Source organism: Pollutimonas harenae (genome assembly GCF_004153685.1).
GTDB classification, from domain to species: Bacteria; Pseudomonadota; Gammaproteobacteria; order Burkholderiales; family Burkholderiaceae_B; genus Pusillimonas_C; species Pusillimonas_C harenae.
Window position 1 is genome coordinate 523836 of the sequence record NZ_SDQD01000001.1, and the last position, 18384, is coordinate 542219.

Genomic DNA, 18384 nt, shown 5'->3' on the forward strand with positions numbered 1-18384 from the left:
GTGATTGAGTATAAGGGACTCGCGCGGCGCGGATACTTCTAGGCATTGAGCTAAAGCACTTGGCTTAATTACTTATTGCACACAGTTCTGTATCGTACTTAGCTGAACTTCGAAGGCGCTTTTCAGTACCCCTGCATCATTACCCGGATTCACCAACTGGAATCCTTGATGGATACGCATCTGGCACATTACCCCGTCAGCACAGTAGATTCCTGTTGCAAGACCTCGCGCTGCCGTCTTCGTTCGGATCATGTCGATGATGTCCGAAACTTCCCCTTGCGGATTGCAACCAACTCCGCCACCATAACTCAGGCTCAAATCGTTAGGGCCAATGAATACACCATCAACCCCAGGAACATCCAGTATTTCGTCTAGATTTTCAACCGCTTGCTTTGACTCAATCATGATGAAGATAAGTATTTCATCATTAGCGTGAGCGAAATAGTCAGCACCCCCGTATAACAAGCCCCTCGGCGGTCCGTAGGACCGAGCGCCGAGCGGTGGATACCGGCATGCAGCAACAACCGAACGAGCAATATCTGCGGTATCGACTTGAGGACAAATGACCCCGTACGCTCCCGCATCCAGTATACGCATGATTTCTACCGCATTTGATCCGCTCGGCCGCCCAAGCGGTATGGTGTTCGTGGTAGAAATAGCCTGGAACATCGACAGCATCTGCGCGTAATCAATCATGCCATGCTGCAGGTCGACGGTTACCGCATCGAACCCGCAATTCGCGATAACTTCAGCGCAGAACGAAGAGGGGATCGATGCCCAGGCATTAACTACCGTTTTATTGGCTCGGAGTAATGCCTTTATGGTGTTGTATCTCATTTTTTTGCCGGACTCAGTTCACTCTGGGTAAGTTTGCGTCCTTGATTGCTTTGCCCATAATCTCGTAACCATCAGCCAACGCCTGCTTGTATTCAGCTCCCGTCAAACCAGCTGGATCAACGCCAATGGCCTTGAAGTTCTCTTGAACCTTAGGCTCGTTCATGGCGGCCAGCGTAGCCGACTCCAGTACCTTGACGTGATCAGGCGACGTGCCTTTGGGTACGGCAAGTCCCAACCATGAATCGATTTCGACCGGAAAGCCCTGTTCCTTGATCGTGGGAACATCGGGTTGCTCGGGCCATCGGATAGGGCTTGCCGACGCCAGCATGCGTATTTTTCCAGCCGCGATATGCGGAAGAATATCGGAGGGATTCTGGACAATGACATCGACTTGACCGCTCAGCAGCCCAATCACGGTTTCGGCACCCGATTTATACAAGATTTGTTCGAACTTTCCACCCGATACCTTGGCCAGTTCAAATATGGCCAGATTATTGGGTGCGGACGGAGCGCCAAAGAAAAGGCCGTCTCCCTTCTTGGCACCGTCAACCAGGTCCTGGATATTCTTATATGGCGAATCGGCGCGAACAGCAACGCCGTACCGGAACCGGCCAAAGCCTGCCACAAACTCAAAATCGTCGATCGTATACGGAACGCTCATAAGGTGAGGCGCGATGGCTACAGTGCTGTATGTAACGACACCGAATGTATAGCCGTCATTCTTTTGGCGTGTCAGATACGTGGGGCCCATTGTTCCCATCGCTCCAGGCTTGTTGACGACCACGATGGACTGTTTCAGAAATTCTTCCATGCCACTGGCCAGCTGACGGGACGCTACATCGGTGTTGCCGCCCGCCCCGTAATTCACCACCAGATTGACGGGACCGTCTGGAAACGAAGCCGCCATGCTCATTCCTGATAGTCCTAATGCCAGTCCCAGCATTGCACCTAGCTTATATAAACGTTGTCTCATCTTGTTTTTCCTTAGCGTTGTAGAGTCATTTGCCATGCCTGCTATGGCATGTAAAAACCGCCGTTTATGTCGATAACGGCGCCATTGATAAATCCGGAACTGTCCTGGCAAAGAAAGGTGATTGCGTCACCCACCTCTTCAGGCGTACCCAGCCGCCGCACAGGGATTGCCTGCGCATATTGCTCATTCACTTCGGGGCCGGCCTGCATGGCCATCTCGGTAAGAATGCGCCCGGGTGCCACGCAGTTGGTGGTAATGCCATATGGCCCCATTTCAGAGGCGATCGCCCTGGACAAACCCAGGACTGCCGACTTGGACGCCATATAACTGATGCCCGCGACAATCGATTTGGACCGCCCCGCCAGAGATGATATGTTTACGATGCGCCCGAACCGTTGTGCTTTCATGGCTGGCACGCATAGCTGGCACAACCTGACGATGGCCTTAACATTGACGCTCATGACGTCATCCCATTCTGTGTCTGATACTTCCAGCAGACCACTGGATTTCCCATTTTTCTTGGGAGAAATGCCCGCGTTATTGACGAGTATTGATACCTCACCAAGCTCTGCACGTACTTGCTCCAGGCACGCTATAGTGGCGACAGTGTCGGTTACGTCAAACGTGTGAAGTCGAACGAATGGTTGATACTCCTGGGGGATCAGGGCGGCCACATCGACCACATTACGATCTACCATTGCGACTGAACGCTCGGCTTTCAGCAGGGCCAGCGTCGCTGCCAAGCCAATACCCTTCCCTGCCCCCGTCACCAATGCCACACGCCGAGTACTCATGCTGAAACCTTTGCGTCTGGTGTATAGAAAGTGATGGGCGGGAACGCATTTTCATCACATATCACTTCAATCAGCGTGGTTTTGTCACCCTGCCGCGCCTGCTCCAGCGCGTTCGCTAAGTCTGCCGGGTTCGTCACGCGTACACCATTGCAGCCACAGTTGCGCGCAATGGCTGCATGATCGACTGGGGAAAAATGCACCGCCGATGTGTGCGCACCAAACTTTACATTTTCCGCATGCTTCTGATAGCCCAGGATACCGTTATTAATGAGGATAAGCGTGACCTTGATATTCATGCGCGCAGCGGTTTCAAGCTCTGCCCACACATGGCCGAAACCACCATCTCCCACCAAGCAATACACCTCGGATTTGGGACGCGCCTCTTTTGCACCCATTGCCATCGGAAAGCCCCAGCCCAAACCGGCGAGACCACGAGGCGTGATGAAGCGCTGGCCGGCTTTGAGTGCCGTCAGGCCGTTGGCCACCCATATTGACGAATAACTGGCGTCCGCCACCACCACGGAGTCCTCGGTAAGGACAGCTTGCAGTTCATGCATGATCCGCTCCGGCCGGATAGGCTGCGCATCCGATGTACGAACAGCTAGCGATTCCGCCAGCGCCTTTTCCTTGCCCGCTGCAATGACAGCCTCTGTTTGCTTACGCTGGGATGTACGCAATGTAAGGTCTTGTTCTTTGAGCGCAAGCCGCAAAGCATCCAGCGTCAGGCTGGCATCGCCAATCAAGCGTTCCGATTCATAATTGCGCCCCGCTTCGTGCCCATCTACATCCAAGTGAATATAGGTGGCACCCTTGGGGTAAAGCTGCCATGAATCCGTTGCGTTCTGATTGGTTCGCGTGCCTACCAAGAGAATTACATCGGCCTCCTCTACCAACGGCCGTTGATAACGGGTCGCGCTGTTTGGCCCCATGAAATAGCCAACTACGCCTGCTGACAGAGCATGCTGCTCGCTAACTGCTCCCTTCCCCATGACCGTGGTTGCAATGGGTAGATGAACTTCTTCTTGCAAGGCAGTCAAAGCCTGATAAGCGCCTGAGATATGTACACCACCGCCAGCAATAATTAAAGGTTTTTGTGCCTTGGCCAATAATGCCGCAGCACGAATCACGGACTCGGGAGAAGCAACCGTTCGATCGAGCGGAAAGCGCCCAAGCGCATGGCTGCGGGAGCTGCTTGCCGCCGGCTCCAGCAACAGGTCGGCCGGTAGCATCAACACAACCGGGCCGGGCCTGCCGGAGCACGCAACTGCGAAAGCCTGGTCGATGTAATCGTCTACGCGAGAGGCATCGGTAATGCGGCGAACCCACTTGGTTACTGGCTGGAAAAGACCGATATGATCCAGATCCTGGAAAGCATTTTTGTCAGTCTGATTCCGTGCCACATCCTGGACCAGCGCAATAACGGGAATGGAAACCTTCAAGGCTTCGGCGAGCGGCGCAACCAGCAAGGCAGCGGCTGGCCCGTTCTGTGCGGTCACGATGGCAGGGGTGTTGGTCATGCGTGCGTACGCGTCGGCCATATAGCCACCGGCATTCTCAGTTCTGTACGCAATCTGTTTCAATCCGCCTTCCTCGGCGGCAAGATGCAACATGCTGGGCAGACTCTGTCCAAATGTAGTGGTAATGCCATGTCGTTTAAGCGCTCGCACGATCGCGTGAGCCACCGTATTCGATTGCACAAGTCCATTTGCGGTCAAGGGGGTAAGCGTTGTTTGCACTGATGTGTCCTATAGTGGGCCAATTACTATTTTATATTTTATAAAATATAAAGAGGCCTATAATAAGATAAGTACAACTTCTTGCTCCACTAGGGTTTTTACCCATAAACAACAAAAAGCCTGGCGCACAAACTGTGCACCAGGCTGCTGCATCAGAACTGTCTGGAGATATTTCCGTGACCACCCGCTCCACGCCTTTTACTCGCGAAAATATTACGACGCTCATCTACAGGCGCCTGAAAAACGCATTGATGACGGGTGGCTATAAGCCTGGTGACGTTATGCTCCTGCGCATTATCAGCGAAGAGCTCGGTGTCAGCCAGACTCCAGTACGAGAAGCCCTGTTGCAACTGGTGTCAGAGCGAGCATTGAACATGGAACGTGGAAAATCCATCACCGTGCCCATTTTCGACAAGAAGCGGCTTCAAGACCTGAGGGCAATCCGCTTGAAGCTGGAAGTCATGGCAGCGGAATACGCGGTAAAAAACATCACGGATGCGGATATCGACGAACTGGCGGCCATCCACAACAGAATGATGCAATGCAAGCTGAACGAAGAAAGAGAAGGTACGCTACTGCATAACTTCGAGTTCCACTCGACACTTTATGCCGCCTCGCAGATGCCGGATCTCATTGCCATTATTGAGGGCCTGTGGGCCCAGACGGGCCCATCTCTCACTTACCTGTATCGGCCGCCGTTCGCACACAGCCAAGGCGACCATCCACATCTGCTTGTGATAGCAGCCTTGAAAAACCGCCATACCGAAGGAGTGGTTGCAGCCATTATGGATGACGTCAATCAATATGGTTTAGCACTCATGCAACGCCTGCCGGAAGAGATGACATAACGGCTCGCTTCCCAAGGATTGGCCAACGGGCTTTACCTGAACGGATTTGTGGCTCGCGGCTTCCGACTAGTCTACCTTTGCCCCCGATTGCTTCACGATTTCGCCCCAGGTGGCATATTCGCGCTTTAGAAGCTGTGCGAATTCTTTCGTAGTGGACGGCCGCGGCAATGCCCCTACAGACTCAAGCTGCGCCGCAACCTCTGGATCCTTCAGGATGGCTTGAAGCGCATCATTGATCACCTTGATGCACTCATCGGGTGTGCCCGCGGGGAACACCATGCCAAGCCATGCCGCGACATTAAAACCCTTAACACCCAGCTCATCCAGAGTGGGAGTATTAGGGTAAAGCTTCAGCCGATCAGAGACTGTGACGCCAAGCAGCTTGAGGCGGCCTGACTCAATGAAAGGCTTTGTCACCGTAACGGTTTCTATTCCAACGTCTACGTTACCAGCAGCAATGTCTGTCATAGCACGGGCGCTACCCTTGTAGGGTATATGAATCAGCTCAGTACCTGTTTCGCGTTGTAGTAGCTCCATGCCCAGGTGCGATAAAGTACCGTTACCCGAAGAAGTATGATTCAGTTTTCCTGGATGCTCTTTGGCATACTTTAAGAAGCCCTCAAAGTCATCGAATGGCGCGTCGGCACGAGCAACCATCACCAGTGGAAAATCGATGAGAGTACCAATAGGCTTGAAGTCGCTCAGCGTATCGTAGCCAACCGATTTATACAGATGAGGATTGGTAACGTAGGCTGCCGTTGCAGAAAGCACCATGGTATAGCCGTCAGGTTTTTCCTTGGTCAGCTGAGCCAAGGCCAAGCTGGCCCCTTGACCAGGCTTGTTTTCCACGACAAACGGTTGGCCCAGTCTCTGTCCGAGTTTCTCCGCCACTAACCGGCCCACAATATCAGTCGCTTGGCCGGGGGGATATCCAATAATCATGGTTACAGGCTTCTCTGGGTAAGCCGCCCACGCCTGAGATGCCGAGGCAACGGCAAGAATACCTGCCCATACCCACTTGTTAAGTTTTTTCATTACCTTGTCTCCTTATGTTTTCTCGTTCGCAAGACGAGAGTCTGTAATCAAATAACACCGGCCTCCTTCAGCGCCGCGATTTCTTTATGACTCAGCCCCAGCTCTTCCAGGACCTCATCGTTGTGTTGCCCAATGGATGGGCCTGCGCTTCGTACTGCACCAGGTGAGTTGTTAAATACTGGCGCAACGTTTTGCATACGCACCTTTCCCAATTCGTCATCCAACACCTCTACGAGTGCTTGGCGAGCAGCGAAATGTGGATCGTTAAAAATGTCTGCAATGTTGTAGATCGGACTGAAGCCAACCTCGTTATCGTCCAGCATGACGCTGAGCTCATCTACCGAATATTTAGCAATTTCATCCCGGACGAGAGCATCTAGATCCTGGCGATTTGCAACCCGCAAGGGGTTATTCAAAAACCGTTCGTCGATGATCATATCTGCACGATCTAATGCACGGCAAAGACGCTCGAAAATGCTTTGGGTTGATGCGGCAATCGAGGCCCACTTACCATCCCGTGTCATGTAGATATTGCCAGGAGCGGCGTATTGACTAAAACTACCCGAGCGCTGTCGCACGATCCCCAGCTGATCGTATTCAATCGGCAAAAACTCCATGATGCGAAACATGGATTCCATCAATGAACAATCGATCTCCTCGCCCTTCAACGAGCCACCCGCATGACGTTGATACAGGGCGGCCAACACTCCGAGCGCACCGAACAAACCTGCTACAGCATCAGCAATCGGAAACCCCAGATGCAAAGGCGGCCCGTCCGCTTCTCCACAAATATTTGTAAAACCCGTCATGGCTTCAAATACCCGCGCAAAACCAGGGCGATGACTATAAGGACCCGTCTGGCCAAAACCCGTAACACGCAAGATTGTCAGCTTAGGCTGGATGTCATGCATCCAAGATTTGGTAATCCCCCAACTATCGAGCTTTCCAGGTCGAAAATTTTCAACCAACACATCATAATGAGGCAACAAACGTGCAAGTAACTGGAGCCCCTCCTTACGATGTAGATCAATCGTAATACCTCGCTTATTGCGATTGGTAACCTTCCACCACAGCGGTATTTCCTCCTTATAAGGTGGCAGACTGCGTAGTGAGTCACCGGTACCAGGCAGTTCCACCTTCAATACATCAGCACCGAGGTCGCCTAACATGGTGGCTGCAAACGGTCCCGCGTAAACGGTAGACAAATCAAGCACACGCAGGCCGTTTAAAGGCCCTGGAAAGGTAGAGGGATCATGAGTCTTTGTCATCAGCACCACTTCAGCGGAATAATCGTTTTATCGAGTATAAGTAGTGACTCTGAGTGCGAGAACCCGCATATCCTGGATATCAGTCATGCTAGATTTCGATAAGCAACTTCTAGACTTAAAAAATGTTCGGTGCTTTGTAGTTGCTTCCGAGCACGGTAGTCTTAGTAGCGCAGCCAGCGCACTTGGCATGGCCCAATCTGCGCTTAGCCGGCAGGTGTCACAACTGGAATCGCTGTTAGGCTGTCGGCTTTTTCACCGCACCGGACGAGGCGTGTCGCTAACAGAAATCGGACACACAATATTGCCGCGCGCCCAGCTAATGCTGCAAACCGCAGGTCAATTGGTGGACGACGCCATCGCACAACGTAGTCAACCAGCAGGTAGTGTGACGATCGGAGTGCTTCCAGGATTATCGCGCCCGCTCATGAGTATGGTGTTACAGCGCGTGTTACGCGCTTACCCGGATATCCGGTTAAAAGCGATCGAAGCGTACAGTGGAGACGTAGAAAACATGCTGGCGGAGGGCCGTGTAGACATTGGCATGTTCAACAGATATCGGCCTACACAACGCGCGTTGCGTGACGCCGTTTTCAGCGCACAGCTCTATCTGGTGGGGAAGGCTGGCACCCCCGAACTTGCCGGACGGTCGGTAAGGCTGGCAACAATCACGCACCTTCCACTGGTATTACCGGCACGGCCAAACGGAATGAGATCCTACCTCGACGAAGTGTGCAGCCGACGTGGTTTGAAGCTCAACGTGGTGCTTGAGGCGTCCAGCGGCACACTGATACGAGAGGCCGTACTCAATTGCGCTGTGTACAGCTTATTACCCTATCACGCTGTTTCAGGTGAAGTGTTAACGGGCACGCTGGCCATGGCGACAATCAAGGACCTCCCCATCCGGCAGGCCACCTTTGTCGATACGACTCGTAGACACCCACTTTCTAATGCATCGAAAGCAGTATTCAAAATCGTACTTGAAGAAATACATAAGCTCGACGCCATAATGAAACAGATCCCTTAATGGCCAAGGATCTTACTCATGATGCTTCCGCTCGTCACCATCGACCTCTGCCATCAAGTCAGCGCGTTCGGATTCACGGCCCTGTCATACTGTATGGGCCAGCTGAATTGCAGGGACGGCACCCTGGCTCTTCACAAACTCTGTAATCTGGCGAAACTGATCAAGTTGGGCCGAATTCCAGATACCAATGTCTTTGTCGGAAATACGCGCGTCAGGTGCCACAGAGGCGGCCTCGACCATCACCAGTCCCGCACCGCCGACAGCGCGACTGCCCAAATGAACAATATGCCATGTATTGGGCAAACCATCGTCCGCCGAATACTGGCACATAGGCGATACACCAACACGGTTTTTCAGGACAATGCCACGGCATGAATACGGAGAGAAAAGTTTGGAGCTCATAACAGGCCACAAGGAGTTAGCTGAGTGATTGAGTATAAGGGACTCGCGCGGCAGGCCACAGCTCTACTTTGATCTAGGGGAAACACCCAGGTTTTGCCATAATGAAAGTCGGCATTTCGCTAATATAAATAGGCTTTCGCCCGCTTCTGTAGCAGACTACTTCCTTTACTTGTATTATCAGCGACGGACGGAACACAGAGCATGGGCCAGAGTAGTTTCGATTTTTACAATCCCACCGAAATCCGATATGGGGCCGGCGTGCTCTCCACGCTACCTGCTTTGACGCAATGCTTGGGCATCGAGTCAGCCCTGTTGGTCTGCGACCCAGGCATCATCAAGGCCGGCCTGGTGGACCGTGTGGCAAATGTTCTGAAAGCGGCGAACATTCCCTTCACCATTTTTTCAGACATCGAAAGCGATCCCGAAGTGCGCTCGGTCGACGAAGGTGTGCGGGTTGCACGCGCAGCCCGCGTGGACGGAGTGATCGGTGTCGGTGGCGGCAGCGCCCTGGATACGGCCAAGGCCATCGCCATCATGCTGACCAACGAGGGCACCATCCGCGACTACTTTGGCATAGACAAGATCAAAGTACAGGGTGCGCCCGTTATTGCTATCCCCACCACGGCCGGCACAGGCAGCGAAGTGACTGTGTGGTCGGTGCTGTCCGATACCGAGAACAACGTCAAGGCCAATATAGGCAGCTATCTTAACTGCCCCCGCATTGCCCTGCTGGATCCTGAGCTAACGACCACACTGCCTGCCGCAATCACTGCGGCTACCGGCATGGATGCCCTGACCCATGCCATCGAATCCTACGTCAACAAGGCAGCTCACGTCTTTTCCGAAAGCGTGGCCGAGAAATCGATAGCCCTAATCGCCAACAACTTGCGCCTGGCCGTACTGCAAGGCGACAACATTGAAGCTCGCGGCAATATGCTGATCGCCAGCACTCTGGCTGGCATGTCGTTCAACCGTATCCGACTAGGCCTCGCACACGCATTCGCGCTACCCTTAGGCAACCTCTTTCATATCCCTCACGGTCTGGTCAACAGCATCATGCTGACGCCTGTTATGAAATTCAACCTGCCTGGCAATTTGGCCTATTATGCCAAGGTTGCCGAGTTATTTGGCGAGCGCATCAGTAACTTAAGCGTGCGGGAAGCTGCCGAGCGTTCGGTGCTTGCCGTACATCAACTGAAACAGGATATCGGCCTGACAAAAACCTTGGCAGACTTCAACGTCAGCGAAGATCGCTTTGATGAAATCATCGATGAAGCGATGCGCTCTGGCAACGTACCGGTCAACCCGCGCATGCCTACGCGCGCCGACATGCGTCAGTTGTTGATGCAAGCCATGACCGGTGAAATCTAATCCGCACTTACCAGGCAACGCCAACAATGAATACGATTTATATCGATAACAACTGGGTCGAATCCAACTCCAGTGACGTGATCGCCATGCTCAACCCCTCGGATGGCACCGTTTTGCGCAATGTCAGCCGCGGCAACGCGCAAGATATCGACGCAGCGGTCAAGTCGGCACGTCACGCGTTTGAAACCCATTGGGCTGATATGCCGGCGGTTGAGCGTGGACGTCTGCTATATAAAGTGTCGCAAAAACTCATAGAGCACCAAGACGAGCTGACACAACTGGAATCCGACGATTGCGGCAAGCCAACGGCACAAGCCAGGGCGGATGCCATTGCTATTGCCCGCTATTTCGAGTTCTACGCCGGTGCTTGCGATAAATTCCATGGCGAAACAATCCCTTACCAAAGCGGCTTTTCTGTTCTGACCTGGCGTGAGCCGCACGGCGTGACCGGCCACATTGTTCCCTGGAACTACCCCCTGCAAATCTTTGGTCGCTGCGTGGCCGCTGCTCTGGCAGCCGGAAATACCTGCGTCGTCAAACCGGGCGAGGATGCTTGTTTGTCGATCTTGCGTGTGGTTGAACTGGCCCGCGAGGCCGGCTTGCCGCCAGGCGTGCTCAACTTGGTTACCGGCTACGGCCACGAAGCCGGCGACGCGTTGGTCAAGCACCCTGACGTCGATCATATTTCATTTACCGGTTCTCCCGCTGTTGGTACCCTGGTAACCCAGGTAGCCGCAGTCCATCACACGCCGGTCACACTGGAGCTAGGAGGGAAGTCGCCACAAATCGTGTTTTCCGACGCTGACCTGGACGAGCTGATCCCCACCGTCGTGCGGGCCATTATCCAGAACACTGGGCAAACCTGCTCCGCTGGCACGCGCCTGCTGGTCGAACGTCCTATCTACGAAAAAGTGATCAGCCTAGTGGCGGAAGCCTTCTCCAATATCCAGGTTGGCCCCGCCAGCCAGAACTTGGACTGTGGCCCTCTTATCCGCAAAACCCAACTTGAGCACGTGAAATCCTACGTACAGGCAGCGCTCAACGATGGCCTAAAGGTAGCGGGCTCAGGCAACCTGGCACCCGACGCGCCCGAAGGCGGCTTCTATCACAAGCCTATGCTGTTCCGCGACGTTCCTGCCTCACACAAACTGGCTCGCGAAGAAGTCTTCGGCCCCATACTGGTCGCCATCCCGTTCGACACAGAAGCTGAAGCTGTCGAAATTGCCAACGGTACTGACTTCGGATTGGTCGCCAGCGTGTGGACTAACGATGGTCACCGTCAGCACCGCATGGCACGCCGCGTCAAAGCTGGGCAAGTCTATATCAACAACTACGGTGCTGGTGGCGGCATTGAACTACCCTTTGGCGGCATCAAGGCCAGCGGGCACGGCCGGGAAAAGGGCTTTGAAGCCTTGTACGGATTTACCGTGCTTAAAACCGTGGCTATCAAGTACAAGAATTAAAACGACTCCGCTATAACTATAACTGCGGTGCGCGACAAGGAGGGGACATTGAAGGTTTGTATTTTCGGGGCCGGAGCGGTGGGCGGTTATTTAGCCGCCCGCATAGGACACGCCAACACAGCACAGATATCCGTCATTGCTCGCGGCGCTCACAAGGATGCCATTGCACGCAACGGCATCCGGCTCGATACGCCTGAAGGCTCCATTACAGTGCACCCATCGCTCGTGACCGACAGGCCCGAAGAACTGCCCGAACAGGACCTAGTCTTTGTCACACTGAAGGTCATGAGCCAATCAGCCGCCGCACCGGTGCTGCGCCGGTTAACAGGTGACAGAGGTTGTGCCATCTTCGCGGCTAACGGCATCCCCTGGTGGTGGAAGCACGGCACCGAACACGCCGCACACCTGCCCTTGCTCGACCCCGACGGCGCCTTGTGGAATATTCTTGACCCGTCGCGCGCCCTGGGCTGCGTCGTCTACTCTGCCAATGAAGTCATTGCGCCGGGTGTTGTACGCCACCTGGGCAACAACCGTTGGGTCATGGGAGAACCGGACGGTTCGATTAGCCCGCGCCTGCAAGCAGCCGTGCAGCTCATGCAGGCATCGGGCGTCAATGGCGAGGCCAGCCCCGATATACACACCGAGATCTGGGCCAAGCTGCTGCGCAACGCTACACTGAATTCACTTTGTGCACTGACGCGTCTACCAGTGGATGGCCTGGCCGAAGATCCCGCACTGCTGGCCCAGGCTGACACCGTGATCGACGAAATTATCTCGGTGGCCAGTGCCCAAGGCTGCGACATTACTGCGCAGCGCGCGGCGGCCCGCGAACAGCTGCGCCGCGGTGGCGCCGAGGGTGGCGCCCCGCCCGTCAAGGGCTTAAGGCCATCCATGCTGCAAGATGCGCTGGCCGGCCGGCCACTGGAAGTCGAGGCCATTGTGGGACAGGTACAAGCCCTGGCGCAAGAGTCACGCATACCATGCCCAGCCATCGACACCATTTTGCCTCTACTAAGAGGGCTAAATCGCAGCCTGATCAACAAATCGCTGTAAACCGGCACACCATAGCAACCTCAATAACCATCGGCCGAATCTGGCTGAACAAGGAGACTCAAGATGACGACCAGACGTAAATTCCTCACGACAGCCGCAAAGTCCGCCGCAGCGGCAGGCGGCCTGGCAACGATTGCAGCACCCGCCATTGCGCAGTCCTCGGACCCTATCATCCGCTGGCGCCTTGTATCGAGCTTCCCGAAGAATATCGAAACGCTTTATGGTTGCGCTGAAGTCATGTCCAAGGCGCTGGCTGCGTCCACCGACAACAAGTTCCAGATCCAGGTGTTTGCGGCAGGCGAAGTTGTACCTGGCCTTCAGGCCTTTGATGCAGTCGCCAACAACACGGTCCAGATCTGCCATAGCGCTTCGTACTACTACACCGGCAAGGACACAGCCTTCGCCTTCGGCGCACACGCACCCTTTATGCTGAATACACGTCAGCAAGCGGCCTGGGCCTACCATGGCGAAGGCAAAAAGCTGCTAGAAGATTTCTATCGCGGTTTCAATGTCGTAGCCTTCCCCGGCGGCAACACCACCACACAAATGGGCGGATGGTTCCGTAAAGAAATCAAGTCTGTTGAAGATCTGAAGGGCTTGAAATTCCGCATTTCAGGCTTGGGCGGCCAGGTGTTGACACGTATGGGCGCCGTGCCGCAGCAATTGGGCATTGGCGACATCTACCCCTCGCTAGAACGCGGCACGATTGACGCAGCCGAATTCAACGGCCCTGCAGATGACGAAAAACTAGGCCTGTACAAGGTCGCGCCGCACTACTACTATCCCGGCTTCTGGGATGGAACGTCGATGCAGCACTTCTTCATCAATAGCGCAGAGTGGGACAAACTGCCCAAGCACTACCAAGCAGCCTTGCAATCGGCTGCCGCGCTTGCCAACATCGACAGCATCGCACGCTACGATGTGCTCAACCCACCCGCCCTGCGTCGCCTAGTGGCTGCCGGCGCTAAGCTGCATGCCTTCCCCGCCGACGTACTGGACTCGGCTTACGATACCACCATGGAACTTTACGAAGAATTGTCGGCTAAAAACCCGACCTTCAAAAAATTCTACGACAGCCAGAAGGCATTCCAGAAAGACGCCAGCCTGTGGAACCAAGTTTCGGAATTCGCCTACGACAGCACCATTATCCGCGAGCTTCGTCGCTGACACATGGCTCGTCCCGAGCGGCGGGCTCGCCGCTCGGGGCAAAACATAAACAAGCAGGAGACCCACAGGCATGCACTTCCTACTACAACTTAGCCGTCTTATTGATCGCGTCATGACAGCCGTAGGAAAGGCTGCGGGCTGGCTGGTACTGGCGGCTGTCATCATCAGTGCCGGCAACGCCGTGGTACGCAAAGTATTTTCAACCAGTTCAAACGCGTGGCTGGATGCGCAGTGGTATTTGTTTGGTGCAGTCTTCATGCTTTGTGCCTCTTACACTCTGCTGAAGAACGGCCACGTACGCGTCGACCTACTGATGGCCGGCCGCAGCAAGCGTACGCGCGATCTGGTCGATGTGTTCGGCCACGCTTTCTTCTTGATTCCGCTTAGCTTACTGATGATCTACGAAAGCTATCCGTTCGCCATGCGTTCCATGGAATTGGGCGAAACCTCTCCCAATGCGGGTGGCCTGCCCGTCTGGCCGGCCAAGATGTTGATATTGGTCGGCTTTATATTGCTGCTCATCCAGGCTGTGTCCGAGCTAATCAAGCGCATCGCCATCTTGCGCGGCCAGCTGGAAGATCCTGACAGCAGGCAGGACGACATACCTGAGCTGGTTGAAGCCCTGGATGTCAGCGCCGACCCATCGCAGCGCCCTTAATAAAAATTCACCTGGTAGCGCCGATGCTAACTACTTTCCTGATCGACAACATGGCTCCGATCATGTTCGTCAGCCTGATTTTCTTTCTGCTGCTGGGTTATCCCGTTGCGTTCTCATTGTCAGCCGTCGGACTGGCCTATGCCTGGCTAGGCATCGAAATGGGACTATTCACCGAGAATTTTCTTGGCGCACTGCCTGGGCGGGTGTTCGGGGTAATGATCAACGAAACCTTGCTGGCCATCCCGTTCTTTACACTGATGGGACTGATTCTTGAGCGATCAGGCATGGCCGAAGACCTAATCGACACCATAGGGCAGCTATTCGGGCCCATACGCGGGGGTCTGGCTTACGCAGTAATTTTCGTTGGTGCACTGCTGGCAGCCACTACAGGCGTCGTGGCCGCATCAGTCATTTCCATGGGCTTGATCGCCTTGCCCATCATGCTGCGCTATGGATATGACCGCTACCTGGCAACAGGCGTCATCATGGCATCGGGCACACTCGCCCAGACCATTCCTCCCTCCATCATTCTTATCGTGCTTGCCGACCAGCTTGGCACATCAGTGGGCGACATGTATCGCGGCGCCCTGCTGCCGGCATTAGTGGTTACGCTATTGTATGCCCTGTACGTATTCGGGATGACCCTGTTTCGTCCCGCCTCCGCGCCCGCGCTACCCCCAGAGGCTCGCCACCTTAATGAGGCTGACGGCACAATAGGATTGACGTCCTTATTTGTACTGATCGGCCTGACTATCGGCGCCGTCATTGGCTTTTACTATTTGATTGGTTTTGCCTTTCCACACATTCAGACATCCGATCAGGAAATTTATGGTTCGGCGTTGGGCGTCATTGCAGGCTATTGCCTTGCGCTAGCAGACCGTCATTTTCGACTTGGACTTTTTTCGCGTATCGCGCAGGCTGTCATCATTGTGCTGGTGCCGCCGCTGGCCTTGGTGTTTCTGGTTCTAGGCACGATTTTCCTGGGCATTGCCACACCCACTGAAGGTGGTGCCATGGGCGCCGTGGGCGCCATGCTGCTGGCCATAGGCAAGAAACGCCTTAGTTTCACGCTGCTGTCTCAGGCAATCGAATCCACCGCTCGTCTTTCCGCCTTTGTTCTGTTCATCCTGATCGGCGCGCGGGTATTTGCGCTGACCTTCTATGGCGTGAACGGACACGTATGGGTCGAAGAGCTGCTGCTGTCGATACCCGGCGGTGTGGTCGGCTTTTTGATCCTGGTCAACCTGATCATCTTCATACTGGGTTTTTTTCTGGACTTCTTTGAAATCGCCTTCATTTTGATTCCCCTGATCGCACCTGCCGCCGTCTCGCTGGATATCAATTTGATCTGGCTGGGCGTCATGCTGGCGGTCAACCTGCAGGCCAGCTACCTTACACCACCTTTCGGCTTCGCCCTGTTTTTCATGCGGTCGGTAACACCAAGCAAGAGTTATACGGATAAGGTCAGCGGCAAAAAAATCGCCGGTATCAAGACGGTCGATCTGTACCGTGCGGGCATTTCCTTCGTGGTGTTGCAACTGATTATGATCGGTATATTGGTAGCCTTCCCCGAATTGGTCCAGCTCGACAACGCTGTCTCTGCGATAGACGCAGCCGACGTAAAGATCGAACTACCGCCATTGGGTGATGATCTTGGACTTGCGCCTCTGGACCTCAATTAAGGCTTTACATAAAGGATAACCATGTCGGTAATCAACTACGTCACTCAAATTCAATTCGGCCATGGTGTTCTGGAAACACTGAAAGGTGAATGCAACAGGCTAGGAATCAAAGCACCGCTGGTCGTCACCGATGTGGGCGTGCGAGCTGCCGGCATCGTCGACAAAGTCCTGGCCCAATTGGGCACGAATAGTGGGGCAGGCGTTTATGATCAGACACCACCCAACCCCAACGAACAGGCTGTACGCGATGCTTCGGAACAGTTTCGCACGGGCAAGCACGACGGCATCATTGCGGTGGGCGGGGGTTCGTCCATTGACCTGGCCAAGGGCGTTGCCGTATGCGCGCGCCATGACGGACCCTTGCGGTCATTCGCATTGATCGAAGGCGGCATAGAAAACATTACAGCAGCGACTGCGCCGGTGATTGCCATTCCGACTACAGCTGGCACAGGCAGCGAAGTGGGACGCGGCGCCATTCTGATTTTGGACGATGGCCGAAAAGTTGGCATTATCTCACCGCACGTCGTACCCAAGGTGGCCATTTGCGATCCTGACCTTACCGTCGGTCTGCCTCCCATGCTAACCGCGGCAACCGGCATGGACGCCATTGCACATTGCATCGAAACCTTCCTGTCGCCACTATTCAATCCACCTGCCGACGGCATCGCCCTGGACGGCTTACGGCGCGCCTGGTCGCATATTGAACTCGCGGTAAATCAGCCTGACAACAAGACGGCCAGACTAAATATGATGAGTGCATCCATGCAAGGTGCCTTGGCATTCCAGAAGGGACTAGGCTGCGTGCATAGCCTTAGCCACTCGCTCGGCGGTATCAACCCACGCTTGCACCACGGCACATTGAATGCCATCTTTCTACCAGCTGTCGTCGAGTTCAATCGCAGTGCCCCTACTGTAATTGACGAACAAAAACTGGAACGCCTGGCGCAAGCCATGGGTATTGCCGGTGCAGACGCGGTAGTGCCGGCGCTTACCGCCATGAGCCAGCGGCTAGGGCTGCCAACAGGCCTGGCTGAACTGGATGTCAGCAATGACCTGTTTCCGCGCATTATTCAGGGTGCTCTGGCCGACCACAGCCACAAGACCAACCCGAAAAACGCCAGCGTGGAAGACTACACCGCCATGCTCAAAGCCTCAATGTAGAAAGCGGGGCCATGGGCCCCGCACTACCAAACTTAATCTTTATAGCTGGTATCACGGCGATCCAGGTACCGGAGCATTGCCGGCCATTCCATCAGGCCAAACGGGCGGCGTACGTCGGGTTGATACAAGCGATGCGTCTTAGTGACAATCGCGTCCGAAGGAATGATGAGCTCTGCGCCCGACGACATAGCATCGACTTGTGCACGACAGGCCATTTCCAGCCAATATATAGAGTTAAAGGCTTCCGCAATACTGGGTGAAGCAACGAGCAAACCGTGATTGCGTAGTATCATTGCATCCTGCATCCCAAGGTCTGCAACCAGCCTGGCTTGCTCATCTATATCAATAGCGACGCTTTCGTAGTCATGGTAAGCAATGTTCTTGAAACGCATTGCCGTCTGCGTCAAAGGTAACAAGCCGGTTTTCATTGTTGACACTGCCATGCCAGCCCGCGAATGGGTATGAATCACACACCCTATATTATGTCGTGCTCCGTGTACTGCACTATGAATTACATAGCCGGCCTGATTAATGTCATGGTCGGCGTGAGGGTTGTCCAGGATCTCGCCTTTGATGTTGATCTTTATCAGGCTGGAAGCTGTAATTTCTTCGTACATGAACCCATAGGGATTGATCAATATCTCGTCATCGGTACCCGGTATGCGGGCAGTGATGTGGTTGTAGACCAGGTCACTCATGCCGAACATAGGCATTAGGCGATAGCAGGCCGCCAAGTTCACCCGTGTCTCGTATTCAACTTCACTGTATGTTTTCGTCATCTCGACATGCTCCGGCTTCTGTACATCGCTACCTTATAGCGGTCCATTCTGGCACGATACTTTTACCGGCTCAATTCGCCAATATAAAACTCGCACTTCACCTATTTGAAACCACGGTATAAGCAAGAAAACC

At 54.3% G+C, this 18384-nt stretch carries 16 protein-coding genes and 1 pseudogene; 9 read left to right on the forward strand and 8 right to left on the reverse strand.

What is annotated here, in order from left to right:
• Positions 1-72: 72 nt before the first annotated feature.
• Genes ERD84_RS02430 through ERD84_RS02445 form a run of 4 tightly spaced genes read right to left on the reverse strand, consistent with a single transcriptional unit; the run spans position 73 to position 4340 of the window.
• A complete protein-coding gene (locus tag ERD84_RS02430) occupies positions 73-837 on the reverse strand; it encodes an HpcH/HpaI aldolase family protein (RefSeq protein WP_130037919.1) in 765 nt (254 codons plus the stop codon).
• 13 nt (positions 838-850) lie between these two features.
• The gene (locus tag ERD84_RS02435) at positions 851-1810 is read right to left on the reverse strand and encodes a Bug family tripartite tricarboxylate transporter substrate binding protein (RefSeq protein ID WP_130037921.1); all 960 of its coding nucleotides are present in this window, start codon (positions 1808-1810) and stop codon (positions 851-853) included.
• Positions 1811-1851: 41 nt separating this feature from the next.
• Positions 1852-2604 carry a 3-oxoacyl-ACP reductase gene (locus ERD84_RS02440; RefSeq protein WP_130037923.1) on the reverse strand — a complete coding sequence of 251 codons (753 nt, stop codon included), beginning with the start codon at positions 2602-2604 and terminating at the stop codon, positions 1852-1854.
• Positions 2601-4340 carry an acetolactate synthase catalytic subunit gene (locus tag ERD84_RS02445; protein ID WP_130037925.1) on the reverse strand — a complete coding sequence of 580 codons (1740 nt, stop codon included), beginning with the start codon at positions 4338-4340 and terminating at the stop codon, positions 2601-2603. Before ERD84_RS02445 ends, ERD84_RS02440 begins: the two co-directional genes overlap by 4 nt.
• A gap of 134 nt (positions 4341-4474) precedes the next feature.
• Here ERD84_RS02445 and ERD84_RS02450 point away from each other — a divergent pair, with 134 nt between their 5' ends.
• On the forward strand, positions 4475-5188 hold the full coding sequence (locus tag ERD84_RS02450) for a GntR family transcriptional regulator (RefSeq protein WP_245150598.1): 714 nt from the start codon (positions 4475-4477) through the stop codon (positions 5186-5188).
• Between the two features lie 66 nt (positions 5189-5254).
• On the opposite strand, the gene ERD84_RS02455 is transcribed toward ERD84_RS02450, so the two are convergent.
• Together ERD84_RS02455 and ERD84_RS02460 are read right to left on the reverse strand one after the other, a co-directional pair.
• The gene (locus ERD84_RS02455) at positions 5255-6223 is read right to left on the reverse strand and encodes a Bug family tripartite tricarboxylate transporter substrate binding protein (RefSeq protein ID WP_130037927.1); all 969 of its coding nucleotides are present in this window, start codon (positions 6221-6223) and stop codon (positions 5255-5257) included.
• A 47-nt stretch (positions 6224-6270) separates the two neighbouring features.
• Positions 6271-7491, reverse strand: coding sequence for a CaiB/BaiF CoA transferase family protein (locus ERD84_RS02460; RefSeq protein ID WP_130037929.1), 1221 nt, complete (start codon positions 7489-7491; stop codon positions 6271-6273).
• 85 nt (positions 7492-7576) lie between these two features.
• Here ERD84_RS02460 and ERD84_RS02465 point away from each other — a divergent pair, with 85 nt between their 5' ends.
• Positions 7577-8515 carry a LysR family transcriptional regulator gene (locus ERD84_RS02465; RefSeq protein WP_130037931.1) on the forward strand — a complete coding sequence of 313 codons (939 nt, stop codon included), beginning with the start codon at positions 7577-7579 and terminating at the stop codon, positions 8513-8515.
• Positions 8516-8599: 84 nt separating this feature from the next.
• On the opposite strand, the gene ERD84_RS02470 is transcribed toward ERD84_RS02465, so the two are convergent.
• Positions 8600-8917 carry an oxidoreductase gene (locus tag ERD84_RS02470; protein ID WP_245150599.1) on the reverse strand — a complete coding sequence of 106 codons (318 nt, stop codon included), beginning with the start codon at positions 8915-8917 and terminating at the stop codon, positions 8600-8602.
• 201 nt (positions 8918-9118) lie between these two features.
• Here ERD84_RS02470 and ERD84_RS02475 point away from each other — a divergent pair, with 201 nt between their 5' ends.
• From ERD84_RS02475 to ERD84_RS02505, 7 genes are all read left to right on the forward strand, one after another.
• Positions 9119-10288, forward strand: coding sequence for an iron-containing alcohol dehydrogenase (locus ERD84_RS02475; protein ID WP_130037933.1), 1170 nt, complete (start codon positions 9119-9121; stop codon positions 10286-10288).
• 26 nt (positions 10289-10314) lie between these two features.
• A complete protein-coding gene (locus ERD84_RS02480; protein ID WP_130037935.1) occupies positions 10315-11751 on the forward strand; it encodes an aldehyde dehydrogenase family protein in 1437 nt (478 codons plus the stop codon).
• 48 nt (positions 11752-11799) lie between these two features.
• Positions 11800-12804 carry a ketopantoate reductase family protein gene (locus ERD84_RS02485; RefSeq protein ID WP_167667225.1) on the forward strand — a complete coding sequence of 335 codons (1005 nt, stop codon included), beginning with the start codon at positions 11800-11802 and terminating at the stop codon, positions 12802-12804.
• 63 nt (positions 12805-12867) lie between these two features.
• Positions 12868-13971 carry a TRAP transporter substrate-binding protein gene (locus ERD84_RS02490; protein WP_130037939.1) on the forward strand — a complete coding sequence of 368 codons (1104 nt, stop codon included), beginning with the start codon at positions 12868-12870 and terminating at the stop codon, positions 13969-13971.
• A gap of 70 nt (positions 13972-14041) precedes the next feature.
• Positions 14042-14629, forward strand: coding sequence for a TRAP transporter small permease subunit (locus tag ERD84_RS02495; protein WP_130037941.1), 588 nt, complete (start codon positions 14042-14044; stop codon positions 14627-14629).
• 23 nt (positions 14630-14652) lie between these two features.
• Positions 14653-16311 (forward strand): TRAP transporter large permease, encoded by a 1659-nt coding sequence (locus ERD84_RS02500; protein ID WP_130037943.1) that lies wholly within the window; start codon positions 14653-14655, stop codon positions 16309-16311.
• Positions 16312-16332: 21 nt separating this feature from the next.
• Entirely contained in the window at positions 16333-17472 is a 1140-nt protein-coding gene (locus tag ERD84_RS02505) for an iron-containing alcohol dehydrogenase (protein WP_130037945.1), read from the forward strand.
• A gap of 32 nt (positions 17473-17504) precedes the next feature.
• On the opposite strand, the pseudogene ERD84_RS02510 reads toward ERD84_RS02505, so the two are convergent.
• Positions 17505-18272 (reverse strand): annotated as a pseudogene (locus ERD84_RS02510) (class II aldolase/adducin family protein); the annotation flags it as partial.
• Positions 18273-18384: the final 112 nt, after the last annotated feature.